This is a genomic window from Streptomyces sp. NPDC041135 (genome assembly GCF_055592085.1).
In genome coordinates, this window is sequence record NZ_JBVIYZ010000001.1 from 720,198 (window position 1) to 738,961 (window position 18,764).

At 75.8% G+C, this 18,764-nt stretch carries 19 protein-coding genes; 10 read left to right on the forward strand and 9 right to left on the reverse strand.

Annotated elements, in window-relative coordinates:
- The first annotated feature begins 8 nt into the window (after nucleotides 1–8).
- From pelF to ACZ6CZ_RS03230, 3 genes are read left to right on the forward strand one after another with little or no spacing between them, the layout of a single operon-like run.
- Nucleotides 9–1,532: a GT4 family glycosyltransferase PelF gene (gene pelF, locus ACZ6CZ_RS03220; RefSeq protein WP_469013892.1), complete on the forward strand. Its 1,524-nt coding sequence runs from the start codon at nucleotides 9–11 to the stop codon at nucleotides 1,530–1,532.
- Nucleotides 1,529–3,001, forward strand: a complete 1,473-nt coding sequence (locus ACZ6CZ_RS03225; RefSeq protein ID WP_469013893.1) for a hypothetical protein — start codon at nucleotides 1,529–1,531, stop codon at nucleotides 2,999–3,001. Before pelF ends, ACZ6CZ_RS03225 begins: the two co-directional genes overlap by 4 nt.
- A complete protein-coding gene (locus tag ACZ6CZ_RS03230; protein WP_469013895.1) occupies nucleotides 2,998–3,870 on the forward strand; it encodes an endo alpha-1,4 polygalactosaminidase in 873 nt (290 codons plus the stop codon). The genes ACZ6CZ_RS03225 and ACZ6CZ_RS03230 overlap by 4 nt, the downstream gene beginning before the upstream one ends.
- Here ACZ6CZ_RS03230 and ACZ6CZ_RS03235 read toward each other — a convergent pair.
- Both ACZ6CZ_RS03235 and ACZ6CZ_RS03240 read right to left on the reverse strand, forming a co-directional pair.
- Nucleotides 3,779–4,435 (reverse strand): RDD family protein, encoded by a 657-nt coding sequence (locus tag ACZ6CZ_RS03235; RefSeq protein WP_469013898.1) that lies wholly within the window; start codon nucleotides 4,433–4,435, stop codon nucleotides 3,779–3,781. The genes ACZ6CZ_RS03230 and ACZ6CZ_RS03235 overlap by 92 nt on opposite strands.
- 160 nt (nucleotides 4,436–4,595) lie before the next feature.
- On the reverse strand, nucleotides 4,596–5,393 hold the full coding sequence (locus ACZ6CZ_RS03240) for an adenosylcobinamide-GDP ribazoletransferase (protein WP_469013902.1): 798 nt from the start codon (nucleotides 5,391–5,393) through the stop codon (nucleotides 4,596–4,598).
- Nucleotides 5,394–5,467: 74 nt separating this feature from the next.
- Between ACZ6CZ_RS03240 and ACZ6CZ_RS03245 the strand changes: the two genes are divergently transcribed.
- Nucleotides 5,468–6,232 (forward strand): hypothetical protein, encoded by a 765-nt coding sequence (locus ACZ6CZ_RS03245; RefSeq protein WP_469013906.1) that lies wholly within the window; start codon nucleotides 5,468–5,470, stop codon nucleotides 6,230–6,232.
- Here the strand turns inward: ACZ6CZ_RS03245 and ACZ6CZ_RS03250 are convergent.
- The 3 genes from ACZ6CZ_RS03250 to cobT form a co-directional block, all read right to left on the reverse strand.
- Nucleotides 6,172–6,894, reverse strand: a complete 723-nt coding sequence (locus ACZ6CZ_RS03250; RefSeq protein ID WP_469013909.1) for a hypothetical protein — start codon at nucleotides 6,892–6,894, stop codon at nucleotides 6,172–6,174. The genes ACZ6CZ_RS03245 and ACZ6CZ_RS03250 overlap by 61 nt on opposite strands.
- Nucleotides 6,895–6,923: 29 nt before the next feature.
- The gene (locus ACZ6CZ_RS03255; protein ID WP_469013911.1) at nucleotides 6,924–8,738 is read right to left on the reverse strand and encodes a phosphatidylglycerol lysyltransferase domain-containing protein; all 1,815 of its coding nucleotides are present in this window, start codon (nucleotides 8,736–8,738) and stop codon (nucleotides 6,924–6,926) included.
- A 111-nt stretch (nucleotides 8,739–8,849) separates the two neighbouring features.
- A complete protein-coding gene (gene cobT, locus ACZ6CZ_RS03260; RefSeq protein WP_469013912.1) occupies nucleotides 8,850–10,013 on the reverse strand; it encodes a nicotinate-nucleotide--dimethylbenzimidazole phosphoribosyltransferase in 1,164 nt (387 codons plus the stop codon).
- Nucleotides 10,014–10,146: 133 nt separating this feature from the next.
- Between cobT and ACZ6CZ_RS03265 the strand changes: the two genes are divergently transcribed.
- Entirely contained in the window at nucleotides 10,147–11,190 is a 1,044-nt protein-coding gene (locus tag ACZ6CZ_RS03265; protein WP_469013914.1) for a class I SAM-dependent methyltransferase, read from the forward strand.
- A 43-nt stretch (nucleotides 11,191–11,233) separates the two neighbouring features.
- Here the strand turns inward: ACZ6CZ_RS03265 and ACZ6CZ_RS03270 are convergent, their stop codons facing one another.
- Entirely contained in the window at nucleotides 11,234–12,436 is a 1,203-nt protein-coding gene (locus ACZ6CZ_RS03270; protein ID WP_469013917.1) for a bifunctional adenosylcobinamide kinase/adenosylcobinamide-phosphate guanylyltransferase, read from the reverse strand.
- 114 nt (nucleotides 12,437–12,550) lie between these two features.
- On the opposite strand from ACZ6CZ_RS03270, the gene ACZ6CZ_RS03275 reads away from it, so the two are divergent.
- Nucleotides 12,551–12,763: a hypothetical protein gene (locus ACZ6CZ_RS03275; RefSeq protein ID WP_469013919.1), complete on the forward strand. Its 213-nt coding sequence runs from the start codon at nucleotides 12,551–12,553 to the stop codon at nucleotides 12,761–12,763.
- A 36-nt stretch (nucleotides 12,764–12,799) separates the two neighbouring features.
- Here the strand turns inward: ACZ6CZ_RS03275 and ACZ6CZ_RS03280 are convergent, their stop codons facing one another.
- The 3 genes from ACZ6CZ_RS03280 to ACZ6CZ_RS03290 all read right to left on the reverse strand — a co-directional run bounded on the left by ACZ6CZ_RS03280 (nucleotide 12,800) and on the right by ACZ6CZ_RS03290 (nucleotide 15,359).
- On the reverse strand, nucleotides 12,800–13,873 hold the full coding sequence (locus tag ACZ6CZ_RS03280) for a S1C family serine protease (protein WP_469013921.1): 1,074 nt from the start codon (nucleotides 13,871–13,873) through the stop codon (nucleotides 12,800–12,802).
- A gap of 104 nt (nucleotides 13,874–13,977) precedes the next feature.
- Complete coding sequence (locus tag ACZ6CZ_RS03285) at nucleotides 13,978–14,679, reverse strand: class I SAM-dependent methyltransferase (protein ID WP_469013923.1); 702 nt, start codon at nucleotides 14,677–14,679, stop codon at nucleotides 13,978–13,980.
- Between the two features lie 83 nt (nucleotides 14,680–14,762).
- The gene (locus tag ACZ6CZ_RS03290) at nucleotides 14,763–15,359 is read right to left on the reverse strand and encodes a DUF3043 domain-containing protein (RefSeq protein ID WP_469013925.1); all 597 of its coding nucleotides are present in this window, start codon (nucleotides 15,357–15,359) and stop codon (nucleotides 14,763–14,765) included.
- Between the two features lie 278 nt (nucleotides 15,360–15,637).
- Between ACZ6CZ_RS03290 and ACZ6CZ_RS03295 the strand changes: the two genes are divergently transcribed.
- From ACZ6CZ_RS03295 to ACZ6CZ_RS03310, 4 genes are read left to right on the forward strand one after another with little or no spacing between them, the layout of a single operon-like run.
- Nucleotides 15,638–16,435, forward strand: a complete 798-nt coding sequence (locus ACZ6CZ_RS03295; RefSeq protein ID WP_469013928.1) for a PspA/IM30 family protein — start codon at nucleotides 15,638–15,640, stop codon at nucleotides 16,433–16,435.
- A 45-nt stretch (nucleotides 16,436–16,480) separates the two neighbouring features.
- Nucleotides 16,481–16,759 carry a PspA-associated protein PspAA gene (gene pspAA / locus ACZ6CZ_RS03300; protein ID WP_469014376.1) on the forward strand — a complete coding sequence of 93 codons (279 nt, stop codon included), beginning with the start codon at nucleotides 16,481–16,483 and terminating at the stop codon, nucleotides 16,757–16,759.
- 41 nt (nucleotides 16,760–16,800) lie between these two features.
- The gene (locus ACZ6CZ_RS03305) at nucleotides 16,801–18,030 is read left to right on the forward strand and encodes a sensor histidine kinase (protein WP_469013933.1); all 1,230 of its coding nucleotides are present in this window, start codon (nucleotides 16,801–16,803) and stop codon (nucleotides 18,028–18,030) included.
- Nucleotides 18,027–18,704, forward strand: coding sequence for a response regulator (locus ACZ6CZ_RS03310; protein ID WP_469013936.1), 678 nt, complete (start codon nucleotides 18,027–18,029; stop codon nucleotides 18,702–18,704). The genes ACZ6CZ_RS03305 and ACZ6CZ_RS03310 overlap by 4 nt, the downstream gene beginning before the upstream one ends.
- The last annotated feature ends 60 nt before the right edge of the window (nucleotides 18,705–18,764 follow it).

Sequence of the window (18,764 nt, forward strand, 5' to 3'; positions counted from 1 at the left end):
AACCGCGCATGCCGCGCACCGGCCGCCAGGTCACCATGCTCACCGAAGGCACCTATCCGCACGTCCACGGCGGGGTCAGCACCTGGTGCGACCAGCTCGTCAAGGGCATGCCGGAGGTCGACTTCCACCTCGTCTCGCTCACCGGCACCGGCCGCGAACCGGTCGCCTGGGAGCTGCCGCCCAACGTCCGCCGGCACACCGCCGTACCCACCTGGGGCCCGCGTCCGGGACACCGGCGCGCCCCGCGCGGCACCGCCCGGCGCCGCTTCACCGACGCCTACGAACGCCTGCTGCTGTCCTTCCTCGACCCGACCGCGCCCTGCGACTTCGGCGAGGCGCTGTACGACCTCGCCGTCCTCGCCCGCGACGGACGGCTGCCGGCGGCGCTGCGCACCGAGTCCGCGCTGCGCTCGCTGATGTGGGCCTGGACCACGCCGCATCTGCCCACCGCGGCCGCCCGGCCCACCGTGCACGACGCCCTCACCGCCACCGGCCTGCTCGAACACGCCCTGCGGCCGCTGGGCGTACGCATCCCCGAGGACACGGTGGCGCACGCGGTCAGCAGCGGACTGGCCACCCTGCCCGCACTCGCCGCCCACCGCCTGGACGGGGTGCCGTTCCTGCTCACCGAGCACGGCATCTACCTGCGCGAGCGCTACCTCGGCCACCGCCACGAGGACGGACGCTGGCCCGTGAAGGCCTTCATGCTCGGCTTCTACCGCGCGCTGAACTCCCTCGGCTACCGCGCCGCCGACCTCATCACGCCCTGCAACCAGTACAACCGCCGCTGGGAGGAGCGCGGGGGCGCCGACGCCGGCCGCATCCGCACCGTCTACAACGGCGTCGACCCGCACGCCTTCCCGCACGCGGGCCCCGAACCCGAGGTGCCCACCCTCACCTGGTGCGGCCGCGTCGACCCCATCAAGGACCTGGAGACCCTGCTGCGCGCCTACGCCCTGGTGCGCGCCGAGATCCCGCCCACCCGGCTGCGCCTGTTCGGCCCGGTCCCGCCCGGCGGCGAGGCCTACGCCACCCGCCTGGCCAAACTCGCCGCCGAACTCGGCGTCACCGACGGCGTCACCTTCGAGGGCCGGATCAGCGAGGTGTGGCGCGCCTACGCCGCCGGTCACCTCGTCATGCTGTCGTCCGTCTCCGAGGGCTTCCCGTTCTCCCTCATCGAGGCCATGTCCTGCGGCCGTACGACCGTCTCGACCGACGTCGGCGGGGTCCGCGAGGCGGTCGGCGACACCGGTCTGGTGGTGCCGCCGCGCGAGCCGGAGAAGATGGCCGCCGCTGCCCTGACCCTGCTGCGCGACGACGAACGGCGCCTCGCCCTCGGCGCCGCGGCCCGCCGGCGGGTCATCGACCGCTTCACCCTGCGCCGCTCGGTGGACAACTTCCGCACCATCTACCGGGAACTCGCCGGCCGCCCCGAGGTCTACCGGCCCACCGTCGAGACGGTCGCCGACTGGACCCTGGAGCTGCGCGACCCCTGGTACACGGCCGCCGCCACGGACGGGGCCGACCGGTGAGCGACGACGTCCGGCCGCCCGCCGCGGCCCTCGACGGCATCCCCCGCCCGCGCCGGGCGCCCGGCTGGGCCGGACCCGACCCGATCGACGAACTCGCCCGCGACCTCACCGACTTCGCGGCGGCCGCCGTCCACCCGGACGAGATCGCCGCCCTGCTGGAGTCCGACGGGCTCTCCGACGACCGGATACGCGAGCGCTACGGCGTCGAGGACTCCTTCGCGCTCGCGGAGGAGCTGTACGACCGCGTCCCGCGCCGCCACCCCGAACCGGCCGGCCCGCCCCACGACCCCTGGCGGATCGGCCTGCCGGGCTGCCTGCTGCGCGGGCTGGTCTTCGCGCTGCCGGGCTTCGCCTACGTCCTGGGCGCGCCCCTGCTCGCCGGGCCGCCCGGCGGCCGGGGCCTGCCCGCGGGCACCCTCCCGCTGCTGGCCGCCGCCCTGTGCGGCTGGGCCTGGAACCAGGGCCTCGCCCACCGCGCCTACTCCTGGCTGGGCCTGGGCGACCGCCCGGCCGCCCTCCGCTGCCTGCTGACCGGTACCCCGGCGGGCGTCCTGCTCGGCGCGCTGGCCGCCCTGGCCGTCACGGGCACCGCGCACCCGGGCGCCGCCGCGTTCGCCACCGGGCAGTCCTGCTACCTCGGCGCCTCCCTGGTCCTGCTGGTGACGGGCCGCGAGCGGGTGCTGCTCGCCGCCCTGCTGCCGGTGACCGCCGGCGCGGTCGTGTCGCTGGCCCGCCCCGTCCCGGCGGCCGCCCGGCTGGTCCTGCTGCTGGGCTCGCTCACCGCCGTCGCCGTCCTGGCCCTGCTGGAGGTCGCCCCGGCGGTGCGGGAGCCGGGAAAGGCCGGCCGGGCGGCCGGGCTCACCGCGCGGCGGCCCACCGGGGCGCCGCGCGCGCTCGCCTCGCTGCCGTACGCCGTGTTCGGGCTGGGCAGCGGGGTGCTGGTGATGTACGCGGCGCTCGCTGACGTGCCGTCCGGTGACCCGGCCGGCGCGGTCGCCACCCCGGCCGCCGTGGCCCTCACCCTCAGCATGGGGCCCGCCGAGTGGCTGCTGTACCGCTTCCGCAGCGCCACCCTGGCCGGGCTGCGCGCCAGCGGCACCCCCCGGGCGTTCCGGCGGACCACCGCCCGCGCCCTCGCCGGGTGCCTCGCCGGCTATCTGGCCGCGCTGCTCGTCCTCGGCCCGGCCACCGCCGCGCTGTGGCCGCACGCCCCGGCCCCGGCCGGCGTCCGCCTCGCCGGGCTGCTGCTGCTCGGCACGGTGCTGTGGACCGGCCTGCTGCTGCAGTCCTTCGGCGCGGTCGCCGGGGCCGCGGCGGTCTGCTGCCTGGCCGCGCTCGCCCGGACGCTGACCCTGCTCACCCCCGGGGCCGGCCCGGACTGGAGCGCGGTGGCCGTGTACGCCACCGCGGCGACCGCCCAGGCCGCCCTCGCCTGCGTCCTGCTGGGAAGGGCGACCGCGCACCGATGAGCGGTGGGAGATCATGCCTGGGGTACGCCGCCGCACACCCTGGAGCCCGCCCGGTGAATCCCCGCCCGCCGCTTCCCGCCCTGCCGACCCTCCTCACCCTGCTCGCGCTGCTGGTGGCGGGCTGTTCCGCGCCCGCCCCGCACACCCGGCCGGACGCCGGGCCCGGCGGCGCCCGGTGGCAGCCGCGGCCCGGGCTGTCCTGGCAGTGGCAGCTCAGCGGCCGCCTCGACACCTCCGTCGAGGCCGCGGTCTACGACATCGACGGCTTCGACCACACCGCGGCCACCGTCGCCGGCCTGCACCGCCGTGGCCGCAAGGTCGTCTGCTACGTCTCCACCGGCGCCTGGGAGGACTTCCGCCCCGACGCCCGCCGCTTCCCCCGCGCGGTGCTGGGGCGCGGCAACGGCTGGCGGGGCGAGCGCTGGCTCGACATCCGCCGCACCGGCGTCCTCGAGCCGCTGATGGCGGCCCGTCTCGACATGTGCCGGGACAAGGGCTTCGACGCGGTCGAGCCCGACAACATGGACGGCTACCGCAACCGCACCGGTTTCCCGCTGCGCGCCGCCGACCAGCTCCGCTACAACCGGCTGATCGCCCGCCTCGCCCACGAGCGCGGCCTGGCCGTCGGCCTGAAGAACGACCTCGACCAGATCCCGCAGCTGGTGGACGACTTCGACTTCTCGGTGGACGAACAGTGCGCCCAGTACGGCGAGTGCGCGCTGCTGAAGCCGTTCGTCGCGGCCGGCAAGGCCGTCTTCCACACCGAGTACGAGCTGCCTACCAGCCGGTTCTGCGCGCAGTCCCGGCGTTTGCGGCTGAGTTCGCTGCTGAAGAGGTACGAGCTGGGGGCGTGGCGCCGGGCGTGCTGAGCCCCAGGCCGCCCACCGAGGTGCCGGACAGCCGGTCGGCGAGGGAACGGCCGCCGGGCAGGAACACCGGCAGCGCGTTGAGCAGGAACAGCAGCACGGCCACCGCCCACACCAGCACCGACAGCACCGGCCGGCCCTCGATCAGCAGCACACAGGCCAGCGCGTAGACGGCGACGTCGGCGGCGGTGGTGACGGCCGCGCGGCGCAGGACGTGCCGCTGCCGGCGCGGGCTGACCCGCAGCCCGAGCAGGCCCTTGCCGAGGGTGCTGCCGAGGAGGGCGAGGCAGGCCCACTGGTAGAGGAAGGTGACGGCGACCAGCGCCCCGAAGGCCTCCTCCACGTCCAGCACCGCTTGGTCCCACAGCGACCGACCGAGGCCCGCGGAGGCGACGAGCACGTCGCCGCGTGAGGTCAGCAGGTCGAAACCGCCCCGGGTGGCCAGCTCGGGCACGTCGGTGACCAGGGCGGCTATCCGGTGGAAGGTCAGCACGGCGAGCAGCGCGGCTCCGGTCAGCACCAGTGCGAAGTCGATGGACCAGGCCACGGCGCGGCGCAGCTTCGGCACGGAGATCCCCCGATCGGTGACGATTCCCTACGGCCGTCCACGGAGCCCGGCCGTCCGGGGCAGGCCTGCGCCGGGGCGGGTTGTCCGTGTACAGCGGGTCGGTACAGCGGATCAGGATAGGGGCGCGGCGCGCGGCGCGGGGCGGTCCGGCCGGATCGTTTCAGCCCAGTGACAGGACGACCAGCGCCACCGTCGCGGCCGTCTCCGCCAGGGCGCCGAACACGTCCCCGGTGACCCCGCCGAAGCGGCGCGTGCAGTGCCGCAGCAGGAGTTCGGCGACGCCGGCCGCGGCCAGGACGGCGAGGGCGGCGCGGACCGCGTCGTACGCCCCCAGGCAGCCGCCCGCCACCGCGGCGGCCGCCGTCACGGCGAGCAGGGCGGCCAGTGCCCCGCCCCGGGGCACCACCCCGGCGACCGCGGCCCCGAGCCCCTCCGTCCGGGCGGCCGGCACCCCGGTGCGGGCGGCCGCGGTCAGCGCGAGGCGGGCGGCGGTCGCCGCGACCACGGCGGCCAGCGCGCCCCGGGCCCACGAACCGCCGTACGCCTGGGCCAGCGCGGCCACCTGGGCCAGCAGCGCCAGGACCAGCGTGATCACCCCGAACGGGCCGATGTCCGACTGCTTCATGATCCGCAGCGCGTCCTCGGCGGGCTTGCCGCTGCCCAGCCCGTCCGCGGTGTCGGCGAGCCCGTCGAGGTGCAGGCCCCGGGTGAGCGCGGCCGGTACGGCGGCCGAGGCCACGGCGGCGAGCAGCGGCCCGGCGCCGAGGAACAGCAGCAGCACCCCGAGCGCCGCCGCCCCCGCGCCGACCACCGCACCGGCCAGCGGCGCGCACAGCATGCCGCCGCGCGCGGCGTCCCGGTCCCAGCGGGTGACCCGGACCGGCAGCACGGTCAGGGTGCCGAAGGCGAACCGCAGGCCGTCCGGCCAGGGGGTGGCGGTGGGTGAGGGTGAGGGCACCGGCGCAGGCTACCGGGCGGCCGCTGGAGGCCGTCTCCCGGCCGGGGACACAGGGGCGGGGATAAAGTTCGCCTATGGGACATTGGTTGCAGCGGAACCTCATCGAGCCGGGCAAACTCCCGCTGCTGCTCGCCCTCACCGCCTTCGTGCTCACCTTCGCGGTCACCCGCCTGATCACCCGGCTGATCCGCCGCGGCAAGGGCCCCTTCGGCAACGTCCAGGCAGGCGGCCTGCACATCCACCACGTCGTCCCCGGCGTCCTGCTCACCGTCGGCGGCGGCTTCGGCGCCGTCGCCAGCGACCGGCACGGCTTCGGCGGGTGCCTGGCCGCCGTCCTGTTCGGCATCGGCGCGGGCCTGGTGCTGGACGAGTTCGCGCTGATCCTGCACCTCGACGACGTCTACTGGAGCGAGGAGGGCCGCAAGAGCGTGGAGGTCGTCGTCCTCACCGCCGCCCTGGTCGGGCTGCTGCTCGCCGGGTTCTCGCCGTTCGGCGTCAACGACCTCACCCCGGGGGAACTCCAGGACCGCGGCGCCGTCATCTCCACGGTCGCGGGCAACTTCGTGCTGTCCCTGGTCGCGCTGGGCAAGGGCAAGGCCCGCATCGCGGTCTTCGGGGTGATCGTGCCCCTGGTCGCCCTCGTCGGCGCCGTCCGCCTCGCCCGCCCCGGCTCGCCGTGGGCCCGCCGCTGCTACGGCCGCCGGCCCAGGGCCCGCGCCCGGGCCATCCTGCGGGCCTACCGCCACGACCGGCGCTGGAACAGGCCGCGCCGGGCCGTTCAGGACTGGATCGGGGGCCGGCCCGACCCCGGCCCGGCCCGGCTGCCCGACGGCCGCTGACCCCGCCGGACGCGCGGCCGGCGCCGCAGCGCCGCCACCCCGCACAGCGCGGCCGCCCCGGCGAGCGCGGCCAGGTGCTCCTTGCCCGCCAGGTTGTCCTTCACCAGCACCTCGGCGACCATCGCCAGCGCCACCGCGGCCACCGTCAGCCGGGCCCCGTACCGCCAGCCCAGGAACACCGCGAGACCCACCACCGCCGCCGACGGGCCGGTGTCCACCACCTGCGCGTCCGAGGCCGGCAGGCCCAGCGGGGCATGCGGCCCCAGCGCGACGCCCACGCGCGCGCACAGCGTCCCGGCGAGCGTGGCGGCGTAGGCCAGGCACAGCGTCCGCCACCGGCCCAGGCACACCTCGGCGATCCCGAACACGCACAGGATCTGCGCCAGCGCCCCCCACACCGGCAGGTCCAGCGCCGGCACGAACAGCGACAGGGGCGTGCGCGGCAGCGCGAGCCACAGCGGGTCCCGCGCCCGTACGGCCCCCGCGTCCTGCACGAGGCGGTACCCCCAGGGCTGGTTCTGCACGAACTGAAGCGCCGCCGTCAGGAACACCGCCCCGAGCGTCATCGGCACCGCCCGCGGCCCCCGCCGCCGCAGCGGCCCGCGCACGGCGTCGTACAGCGGCCCCCACTCCGCGCGCGCCCACCGGACGGCCGGCGGCACCGGCCGCGCCGTCCCCGGGCGGGGCTCGTCTACGGGTCGCTCCGCGGGTCCGGGTGGGTCCGCAGATGCCTGCGGTGCAGCCACTTCGGCAGTCCCGGCGCCTCCAGGAACCCCTCCGCGCGCGCCGACGCCAGCCCGATGCGCGGCAGGTCGGCACTCTTCTCGAAGAGCAGGAACCGCGGCTCCCAGATGGGCCGGTACTTGGCGTTGGCGCGGTACAGCGACTCGATCTGCCACCAGCGGGAGAAGAAGCTCAGCAGCGACCGCCACAGCCGCAGCACCGGCCCCGCGCCGAGGCGCGCACCGCGTTCGAAGACGGACCGGAACATCGCGAAGTTGAGCGAGACCTGGGTGATGCCGTTCTCCCGGGCCCGCCGCAGCAGCTCGATCACCATGAACTCGATCAGCCCGTTGTCGCACGACCGGTCCCGCCGCATCAGGTCCAGGGACAGCCCCGAAGGCCCCCACGGCACGAAGGACAGCAGCGCCCGCAGCCGGCCCCCGGCGTCGGTGCACTCCAGCATCACGCACCGCCCGTCCCGGGCGTCCCCGAGCCGCCCCAGCGCCATGCTGAACCCGCGCTCGGTCGCCCCGTCGCGCCAGGCGTCGGCCCGCTCGACCAGGCGGGCCATCTCCTCGGCCGGGATCTCCTCGTGCCGCCGGATGCGCACCTGGTACCCGGCCCGCCGCACCCGGTTGTGGGCCTGGCGGACCGTGCGCATCGCCCGCCCCTCCAGGGTGAAGTCGGCGACCTCCACGATCGCCTCGTCGCCGAGTTCCAGGGCGTCCAGACCGTGCCGGGCGTACACGGTGCCGGCCTCCTCGCCCGCGCCCATCACCGCCGGGATCCACCCGTGCGCCCGGGCCTCGGCCAGCCAGGGCACGATCGCCCCGGGCCACGCCTCCGGGTCGCCGATCGGGTCCCCGGAGGCCAGGCTGACCCCGCCGACGACGCGGTAGGCGACGGCCGCCTTGCCGGTCGGCGACCACAGCACGCTCTTCTCCCGGCGCAGCGCGAAGTAGCCCAGCGAGTCGCGCTCGCCGTACCGCTCCAGCAGCGCCCGCAGCTTCTTCTCGTCGTCCTCGGTGAGCGGGTCCACGGCCCGCCGGGAGCGGAAGGCGGCGTAGAGCACGGCCAGCACCAGCAGCGTGCTGAGCACGTTGACGGCGACGTTCACCCAGTTCGGCGGGGCGATGCCGGGAAAGCGCGACTCGTCGGCGGCCACCGACACCAGCCGCAGCGCCCCGTAGTGCCAGCGCTCCGCATACGTCGAACGGGCCGCGTCCGGCGCCTGGTTGGTGACCGTCACCAGCAGCGCGGCCAGCAGCGACGCGGCGAGCCCGCCGCCGACGGCGACCGTGGCGGCGAGCCGGGGGTTGGACCGGTCGCCCTTGGCGTAGAACTCCCGGCGCCCGGCCACCAGCGCCCCGACGAAGGCGGCCGTCAGCACCAGGGAGATCCAGTTCTGGGCGTAGCCCCGGATCTCCGGGAAGGTCATGGCGAAGCCGAACAGGGCCAGGAACACGCCGCTGAGCACCAGGTTGAGGATCCACGCGGCCCGCTTGCGGCGGCGCATGGTGATCGCGAGGAAGGCGGTGAACACCCCCGAGGCGAAACCGGCCGTCAGCAGGTACGGGGTGAAGAGGTTCTCCTGGTTGTGCCGGCGCACGTCCTGGCCGAGGGTCACCCACACGGCGCTCAGGAAGTTCACCGACGCCACCGCCCGCAGATACCAGACGGCGAGGGCGGCGGCCCGCGAGGAGGCCGCGCCGCCCGGCCGTTCCGGGTCACGGGGGCGCCCCGGAACGGCTTCCTGCGCCACGGCGATTCGGGCATCTCCCATGGGGAGGGATCATATGGGCGCAGTTGCCGTGAACCGCGTCATCCCGGCCGCGTGAGCCCCCGTCCGCGACGGCGGTCCCGCCGCACGCGCGCCGCGTCCGGAACGCGCGTACTACTCCGGCGCGGCCTCCCCGGCCCGCGCGGCCTCCTCCACGCCCCCGGGCGCGGCGGCCACCCCGGGCCGCACGGGCTCTCCGGGCTCCGGGGTCTCTCCGTCGCCTTCGGGTTCCGCGGGCCGCTCGGGCAGTTCGGCGCAGAGCGCGGCGGCGGCCTGCACCAGCGGCAGGGCGAGCAGCGCGCCCACGCCCTCGCCCACGGTGACCCCCTGGTCCAGCAGCGGCTCCAGGGCCATCCGGTCCAGCGCCTTGGCCTGACCCGGCTCCCCGCTGTCGTGCCCCGCCAGCCACCAGTCCGGCGCCCGGAACGCGATCCGCTGGCCCACCAGCGCGCAGGCGGCCGCCACCACGCCGTCCAGGATCACCGGCAGCTTGCGCACCGCGCACTGAAGCAGGAACCCCGTCATCGCCGCCAGATCGGCGCCCCCGACGGCCGCCAGCAGCTGCAACTGGTCCCCGAGCACCGGCCGGGCCCGCCGCAGCGCGTCCCGGATCGCGGCGCACTTGCGCATCCACGCCAGGTCGTCGATCGCCAGCCCCCCGCGCCCGGTGACCACCGAGGCGTCCGTCCCGCACAGCGCCGCGACCAGCACGCTGGCCGCCGTGGTCCCGCCCACGCTGACGTCGCCGAGCACCACCAGGTCCGTACCGGCGTCGGCCTCCTCGTCGGCGACCGCCATGCCCGCCCGGAAGGCCGCCTCGGCCTCCTCCTCGGTCAGCGCGTCCTCGACGTCGATACGGCCGCTGCCGCGCCGCACCCGGTGCCGTACGACGTCCGCCGGGAACTCCTCCGGCGCGCAGTCCAGCGCCATGTCCACCACCCGCACGGGCACCCTGAGCCGCCGTGCGAGCACCGCCACCGGGCTGCCGCCCTCCAGCACCGCCCGCACCAGCCCCGCGGCGCCGCCCGCGGGCCGGGCCGAGACGCCGAGCGCGGCGATGCCGTGGTCACCGGCGAAGAGCACCACCCGCGGCCGTTCGACCGGCCGGACCGGTACGGCGCCCTGCGCGGCGGCCAGCCACTCACCCAGTTCGTCGAGGCGCCCGAGCGACCCGGGCGGCACGGTCAGACGTTCCCGGCGGGCCTCGGCGTCACGGCGGACGCCGCCGTCGGGGCGCTCGATCAGATCGGTGAAGTCGTCGAGTTCAAGCCTGCTCATTCGCCGAACAGTACCGGCACCGGCCGAACGGTTCCGCGCCACGGGCCCGCCCCGTCGCGGCGATGTCATTGCACCCCGGATCGCCATCCCATACGTTCCGGTTTGCAGCGGAATGTCGCAAAGGGAGTCGCCGATGCCGTCCACGCAGCCGATGCCGCCGGCGCGGTCCGCGCCGCCCGCCCCGCGGGGCGCCGCCCAGGGGTTCCAGGAGCCGCGCCGCGAGGACTGCCCCTGGTGCGGCTCCCGCCGCCTGCGCACCCGGCTGCGCAGCCCCGACCCGCTGCGCCGCCTGCCGGGCACCTTCGTCCTCGACCGGTGCCGGGACTGCGGGCACGTCTTCCAGAACCCCCGGCTCACGGCCGAGGGCCTCGCCTTCCTCCACCGCGACCCGCGCGAAGGGCACCCGGCCGGCGCCGCCGGGCGCCCGCTGTCCGGCGCCCCGGACCACCGCAGGCACCACGCGGCGGCCCGCGCGGTCCTGGCCTGGTCGGACCCGGAGCCGGAGAGCTGGCTGGACGTCGGCACCGGCCACGGCCACTTCCCGGCGACGGCCAGACACCTGTTCCCCTACACCGCGTTCGACGGCGTCGACCTCACCTCGCGCGTCCACCGGGCCCTGGCGGCGGAACGCATCGAGGAGGCGCACCGCGGTCTGCTGGCCTCCTCGGAGATCCGCAACCGCCTGCGCGCCCGGTACGACGTGATCACCATGTTCCACCACCTCCAGCACACCCCCGACCCCCGGGCCGAACTCCGCGCCGCCCTGGCCGCGCTGCGCCCCGGCGGCCACCTGCTGATCGAGGCGCCCGAACCGAGCGGCGTCCTCGCGGTGCTGCTCGGCCGGTGGTGGCCGCACCACGCCCAGCCCGGCCACCTCCACCTGCTGCCCCTGGCCAACCTCCGCGCCGAACTGGAGTCCCAGGGCTGCGCGATCCTCACCGCGGGCCACGCGGCCGCCCACGTCCCCCGCGACCTCGCGGCCGCCGTGTCCCTCGCCCTCGCCCACCGCGGTCCGCTCGTGCGGGCCGCGGCCGCCCCCGTGACCGTCCTCGCCACCGCCCTGGACCACCTCCTGGCCCCCCTGCTGCGCCGCACCCGCTTCGCCGGCGCCTACCGCGTCATCGCCCGCAAGGGCTCCCGCCCGCCCGCCGCCACGGCACCCACCCGCACCGGCTGAGGGCTGTCCCAGGGGAACCCCGCGCGGCCCGCGCCCGCGCCGGTCAGCCGCGCAGCCGCAGCGCCTGCCCGGCGACCACCAGCACCACCTGCTCGCACTCCGCCGCGAACCGCGCGTTCAGCCGCCCGAGTTCGTCCCGGTAGCGCCGCCCGGACGGGGTGGCCGGCACGATGCCCGAACCCACCTCGTTGGACACGGCGACCACCGTCCGGCGGGTCGCGCGCACCGCGTCCGTCAGCTCCCGCACCCGCTTGCGCAGCGCCCGCTCGCCGCCGCCCGCCCACTCCGCGTCGTCCCACGCCCCGACGGCGTCCATCGCATCGGTCAGCCACAGCGACAGACAGTCGATCAGCACCGGCGGCCCGTCCTGCGCCAGCACCGGCACCAGGTCGGTCGTCTCCGCCGTACGCCACGACCCCGGCCGCCGCTCCCGGTGCGTCGCCACCCGCTCCGCCCACTCGGCGTCCCCGCCGCGTGTCCCGCCCGTCGCCACGTACAGCACCCCGGGGAACGCCTCGAGGCGCCGCTCGGCCTCCACCGACTTCCCCGACCGGGCCCCGCCCAGCACCAGCGTGCGGCGCGGCACGTCCGGCACCGCCTCGTACGCCCCCACCGACAGCGTCGTCCCGTCCGGCACCGCCCGCGCCCCGGCCGCCGCCAGCCGCCGCCGCAACTCCGCGCCGGGCGGCACGTCGTGGTCGAGGTGGACGGCGATCACGTCCGTCGTCGGCCCGGCCGAGCCGACCGCGCGCAGCCGGGCCAGCGCGTCCGGCCGCCCCACGACGTCGGCGAGGACCATGTCGTAGGACGGCGCCGAGCCCTCCTCCAGGCCGGCCGGCGCCCCGCCCGGCGGCAGGTACAGCAGCCGGTGCCCGTCCGGGCCGGTCACCGCGTACCCGGTGCCGCCCGCGTCCATCGCCAGCGCCCGCACGCGGTGCCCCGTCAGCAGCGCCAGCTCCCGCCCGTCCGGCACCCGCGCGGGGTGCGGCAGCCCGGCCGGCACCTCCACCGCGGGCCCGTCGTGCGGATGCGACAGCAGCACCTGCCGTACGCCGCCCAGCGTGTGCCCGGCCCGCGCCGCCGCGAACGCCGCGCCCGGCGTCAGGTCCAGCAGCAGCGCCCCGTCCACCAGCACCGCGGTCGCCGCCCGCGCCGCGGGCCCCAGCGCGTCGGCGCAGGACGCGCAGGGGCAGTCGGGGCGGGGCAGGCCCGCGGGGGCGCCGGTGCCGAGCAGAGTGATGTCCACGGACCGATTTTCACCTGTCCGTGCAGGTCTTGCGCATCCGGCTAGGCTGCGGGGGCGGAAGCCGGACCAAGATCCGGCTTCCGCTCCGCAGGTGCTCACACGAGGGAGGCGTACATGGCGGCATGGACGTGGCGGTTCGAGAAGACCGACGGGACGGAGGTCCAGCCCGCGGTGCAGCCCGAGGAGTTCACCACCCAGGGGGACGCCGAGTCCTGGGTCGGTGAGTACTGGAAGGACCTGGTGGAGGGCGGCGCCGACCAGGTGCGGCTGTTCGAGGAGAGCACCGAGATCTACGGGCCGATGAGCCTGCACGCCGAACAGGCCTGACCGGGGGCCGGGGCGGTGAGGAGGCCGTCGCCCTCCTCACTGCTCGCCCAGCGTCACCTCCACCGTCCGCGTCCCGCCGTCGCGGGTGAAGGTCACCGGTGTGCGCTGCCCCGGCCGGTCCGCGGCCAGCGCCTCGGACAGCGAGGTGAGCGTGGTGACGGGGGTGTCGCCCAGCGCGGTGATGATGTCGCCGGGGCGCAGGCCCGCCCGGGCCGCCGCCCCGCCGCTCGTCACCTCGACCACCGCCACGCCGGCCGGCCGGTAGTCCGCGCCGACGACCGTACGGCCCGTGATGCCGAGCGCGGCCCGGCCCGAGTCGGTCACCCGGCCGTACCGGACGATCTGGTCGGCGATCGTGCGGACCGTCGAGGCCGGGATCGCGAACCCGATGCCTGCCGCCGCGCCGCCCTCCAGGGAGGGGTCGGAGGCGGCGAGCGTGGGGATGCCGATGACGTGCCCGTCCAGGTCGACCAGCGCGCCGCCGCTGTTGCCGGGGTTGATGGCGGCCGACGTCTGCACCATGTTCGCGATGGTGGCGCCCGTACCCCCGCCCGTCCGGCCCTCGCTGACGGTGCGTCCGGTCGCCGAGACGATGCCCTGGGTCACGCTGGACGACAGCCCGAGCGGCGATCCCATGGCCAGGACGATCTGCCCGACCTGCACCCGGTCGGAGTCGCCGAAGGGCGCCGCCCGCAGCCCGTCCGGGACCCGGTCCAGCTCGACGACGGCCAGGTCCTGCGCGGGGTAGGAGAAGACGAGGTGCGCGGTGAGCACGTCCTCGCTGTTGGCCGTGGTCACCCGGAAGGTCTTCTCGGCGCCGACGACGTGCGCGTTGGTGACGACGTGCCCGCCGCCGTCGTACACGATCCCCGACCCCAGGTCGCCGCTCGCCTGGATCTGCACCACCGACGGCAGCACGTCCCTGATCACCTTCACGTACCGGCTCTGCAGGTCCTCCGCGCCGGCCGGCGCCGCCGCCCGTGCGGCGGCGGGCTCCTGCCGCGCGCCGGACCCGGCGCAGCCGGCGAGCAGGGCGGCACAGCAGCCGAGCGCGGCGAGCCCGGCACGATACGCACGACACGAACGACAGGCCCCGGCGGAGACGTCCATGGCACGAGTCTCCCGCCGGGGCGGACGCACGGGCCCGCGCGGTACGCCCGAACGGGCTTGGCCCACCACCCCCGCAGAGGCCGGCCCCGCCGCTGCCCGCAGGGTCAGCCCCGCACCCCGCACAGGTGCAGCAGCGCGGCCACCGCGCGGTACGGATCGGTCCGCCCGGCCCGCTCCTCGGCGGCCAGCAGCGTCCGGAGGTCCTCGGGGAGCGGCGCCCCGTCCGCGGCCGTGTCGGTGAAGACCCGCACGCCGTACCAGGTGTGCAGCGGGGCCCCGATCCCGGCGAGGGTGGCGGTCAGCGCCGCCCGCCGGTCGGCGCGCACGTCCAGGCCCAGCCGGTTGGTGTACGAGGTGGTGTCGAACGCGGTCAGCGCCCCGGCGAAGTCGCCGGACAGCCCCGGCCGCATGGCCAGCGCGTCGGCGTTGCGCACCAGCAGCGACAGCAGCCCGCCCGGCGCCAGCACCCGGGCCAGCCCGGCCAGCAGCGGATCGGGTTCCTCGACGTACATCAGCACGCCGTGGCACAGCACGACGTCGAAGCTGCCCGGCAGGAAGTGCACCCCGGTGTCCCGCCCGTCGCCCTGCACCAGGCGCACCCGCTCGCGGATGCCCTCCGGCTCGGCGGCCAGCACCTCGCGCGCGGCCGCGATCATCCGGGCGTCCTGCTCCAGACCGGTCACCTGGTGCCCGGCCCGGGCCAGCCGCAGCGCCTGTGTGCCCTGGCCCATCCCCACGTCGAGCACCCGCAGCCGCTGCCCGACCGGGAAGCGCCCGGCTATCTGCTCGTCGAGCTGCCGGGCCACCAGCTCCTGCCGTACGACATCGCGCAGCGCGCCGAGCCCGCTCAGCCAGGCCCCCGCCGCGTCCCCGGAGAAAGAGGCTGCGCTCAGGGCCGCTCTCCGCGCTTGACCTGCGGCTTCGGCAGCCGGAGCCGGCGCATCTGCAGCGAGCGCATCATCGCGTAGGCGACCGCGCCCCGGGTGTTCTGACCGGCGAAGCGCTCCTTGATCCGCTTGCGCAGCCGGAAGCCGCTGACGGCCGCGTCCAGCACGATCAGCACGATCACCACGAGCCACAGCAGCAGCGCCGTGTTCTTGATCATCGGCACGTTGACCACGCTCATCACGAGGATGACCACGGCCAGCGGCAGGAAGAACTCCGCCACGTTGAAGCGCGAGTCGACCCAGTCGCGGGCGAACCGGCGCACCGGGCCCTTGTCACGGGCCGGCAGGTAGCGCTCGTCGCCGCTGGCCAGCGCCTGACGCTGCCGCTCCAGGGCCAGGCGACGCTCCTCGCGCTGCCGCTTGGCCGCGTCCTTGCGGTTGGTCGGGGTGCTGGCGACGCTGCGGCGCTGGGACTGGGCCGCACTGCGCTTGGGCGTCGGCCTGCCCTTCGGGGCCTGCGGGTCACGGGGCTGCTTGGAGTCGGTCAGGGCCGCCTTGGCGGCGGGGACCTTCTCTTCCTTGGCACGGCTACGGAACACAAAGCCCAAGGGTACGGGGTGGCAGGGCATGGACCCAGCCCGGCCGGGAACGATCCGGCAACACCGTTCGTCTGTAGAAGGACAGGAGGGGACGCCGCGGACGGTTCACCCGTGGGGGGTCACCTACTCCTTGCGCCGGAGCGGGACCGCACGCAGTCGTCCTTGGGGATGAGCGCATCGGTCCCCGAACAGTGCGGTAATGGATGCGGGGCCCGTACTGTGGGTCTTGTCGCAGGATCGGTGAGCCGGAGTCCGTCAGAAGGGGGCGCGCGAAGCCCATGAGCGGTGTCATGAAGCGTATGGGGATGATCTTCCGCGCGAAGGCGAACAAGGCCCTTGACCGGGCCGAGGATCCGCGGGAGACCCTCGACTACTCGTATCAGAAGCAGCTGGAACTGCTGCAGAAGGTCCGCCGCGGCGTCGCCGACGTGGCCACCTCCCGCAAGCGCCTGGAGCTCCAGCTCAACCAGCTCCAGCAGCAGTCGGCCAAGCTGGAGGACCAGGGCCGCAAGGCGCTCGCCCTCGGCCGGGAGGACCTGGCCCGCGAGGCGCTCTCCCGCCGGGCCGCGCTCCAGCAGCAGGTGACGGACCTGGAGACGCAGCACGCCACGCTCCAGGGCGAGGAGGAGAAGCTCACCCTCGCGGCCCAGCGCCTCCAGGCCAAGGTGGACGCCTTCCGTACGAAGAAGGAGACCATCAAGGCCACCTACACCGCCGCCCAGGCGCAGACCCGCATCGGCGAGGCCTTCTCCGGCATCTCCGAGGAGATGGGCGACGTGGGCCTGGCCATCCAGCGCGCCGAGGACAAGACCGCCCAGCTCCAGGCCCGCGCCGGCGCCCTCGACGAACTCCTCGCCTCCGGCGCCCTCGACGACCCCACCGGCATCGCCAAGGACGACCTCCAGGCCGAGCTGGACCGGCTCTCCGGTGGTACGGATGTGGAGCTGGAACTGCAGCGCATGAAGGCCGAGCTGGCCGGGGGCACCTCCGGGCAGCAGCAGGCCATCGAGGGCTCCACCGGCGCGCCGCAGGCCCAGCAGCAGCATCAGGACACCCCGCGCTTCGACAAGCAGTAGCCGCGAGCGCCGTAGCCGACAGCCTGGAGGGCGACGATGGCCGACATGATCGTGCGGATCATGGGGGAGGGTCAGGTGAGGCTGGCGGACAGCCACCTCACCGAGCTGGACACGCTGGACGACGAACTGCTGGCCGAGGTCGAGCGCGGCGACGGCGAGGGCTTCCGCCGCACCCTGCGAGCGCTGCTCAGCCGGGTCCGCGACCTCGGTGAGCCGGTGCCCGACGACTCCCTCGACCCCTCGGACCTGATCCTGCCGTCCCCGGACGCCTCCCTGGAGGAGGTCCGGGAGATGCTGAGCGACGACGGGCTGATCCCCGGCTGACGGCCGTCCCCGGCCCCGCCGGGGACGTACTGTCGTGACTCGTGAGCACTCTGGAACGCGCCCGGTGCAGCCTCAGGGCGCACCCCCTCGCCCTGGACGCGGCCATCGCCGCAGGTGTCCTGGTGTGCATGGTCGTCGGCTCCTTCGTCACCCCGCAGGGGCAGGGCGGGGAGCACGGCGTCAGCTGGGGCGTGCGCTCACCGGACCCGCTCAGCCTGATCCTGATCACCTTCGGAGCCGCCGCGCTCGTCTTCCGCCGCAGCGCCCCGCGCACGGTCCTCGCCCTCACCGCCACCGTCTCCCTCGTGGAGTGCCTCACCGGCGACCCGCGCGCCCCGGTCGCCATGTCCGCGGTCGTCGCCCTCTACACCGTCGCCGCGACCACCGACCGGCACACCACCTGGCGCGTCGGCCTGCTCACCATGTCCGTGCTCACCGCCGCCGCCATGCTCGCCGGACCGCTGCCCTGGTACGCCCAGGAGAACCTGGCCATCGCCGCCTGGACCGGCATCGGCGCCACCGCCGGGGACGCGGTGCGCAGCCGCCGCGCGGTCGTGCAGGCCATACGGGAGCGCGCCGAGCGGGCCGAACGGACCCGCGAGGAGGAGGCCCGCCGCCGGGTCGCCGAGGAGCGCCTGCGCATCGCCCGCGACCTGCACGACGTCGTCGCCCACCACATCGCCCTGGTCAACGTCCAGGCCGGGGTCGCCGCCCACGTCATGGACAAGCGGCCCGACCAGGCCAAGGAGGCGCTGGCCCACGTACGGGAGGCCAGCCGCTCCGCTCTCAACGAGCTGCGCGCCACCGTCGGTCTGCTGCGCCAGTCCGGCGACCCCGAGGCGCCCACCGAACCCGCCCCCGGCCTCAGCCGCCTCGACGAACTCGCCGGCACCTTCCGCAACGCCGGGCTGCGGGTCGACGTCGCCCGCACCGACCAGGGCACCGCGCTGCCCGCCGCCGTCGACCTGGCCGCCTACCGGATCGTCCAGGAGGCCCTGACGAACGTGCGCAAGCACGCGGGCGCCGAGGCGAGCGCCGAGGTCAGCGTGGTGCGGGTGGGCCCCAACATCGAGGTCACCGTCCTCGACGACGGAAGCGGCGGGGGCGGGGCCACCGAGGCGGGCGGCGGGCACGGGCTGCTCGGCATGCGGGAGCGGGTCGGTGCCCTCGGCGGCACCCTGACCACCGGTCCCCGCTACGGCGGCGGCTTCCGCGTGCATGCGATCCTGCCGGTCAAGACCCGCACCGCCGCCCCCGGGGAGCCCGTATGACGATCCGTGTCCTGCTCGCCGACGACCAGGCACTGCTGCGCAGCGCCTTCCGGGTGCTCGTCGACTCCGAGCCCGACATGGAGGTGGTCGGCGAGGCGTCCGACGGCGCCGAGGCGGTCCGGCTCACCCGCGAGCACCAGCCCGACGTCGTCCTCATGGACATCCGGATGCCCGGCACCGACGGCCTCGCCGCGACCCGGGAGATCGGCGCCGACCCCGCCCTGGCCCGGGTCCGCGTGGTCATCCTGACCACCTTCGAGGTGGACGACTACGTGGTGCGGGCGCTGCGCGCGGGCGCCTCCGGCTTCCTCGGCAAGGGCAGCGAGCCCGAGGAGCTGCTGAGCGCCATCCGGGTCGCGGCGGAGGGGGCGGCACTGCTCTCCCCGGCCGCCACCAAGGGCCTGATCGCCCGCTTCCTCGCCCAGGGCGACGCGGACGACGGCGACCCGGCCCGCTCCGCACGGCTCGGCGCGCTCACCGGGCGGGAGCGCGAGGTGCTGGTCCAGGTGGCCGGCGGGCACTCCAACGACGAGATAGCCGAACGCCTCGAGGTCAGCCCGCTCACCGTGAAGACGCACGTCAACCGGGCCATGTCCAAGCTGGGCGCCCGCGACCGCGCCCAGCTGGTGGTGATCGCCTACGAGTCGGGCCTGGTCCGGCCGCGCACCGACTGATCTCCACCCCCGTGTACTGCGGCGGGAGTAGGGCGGGGCCGAGGAACGGGACCTGGGGCT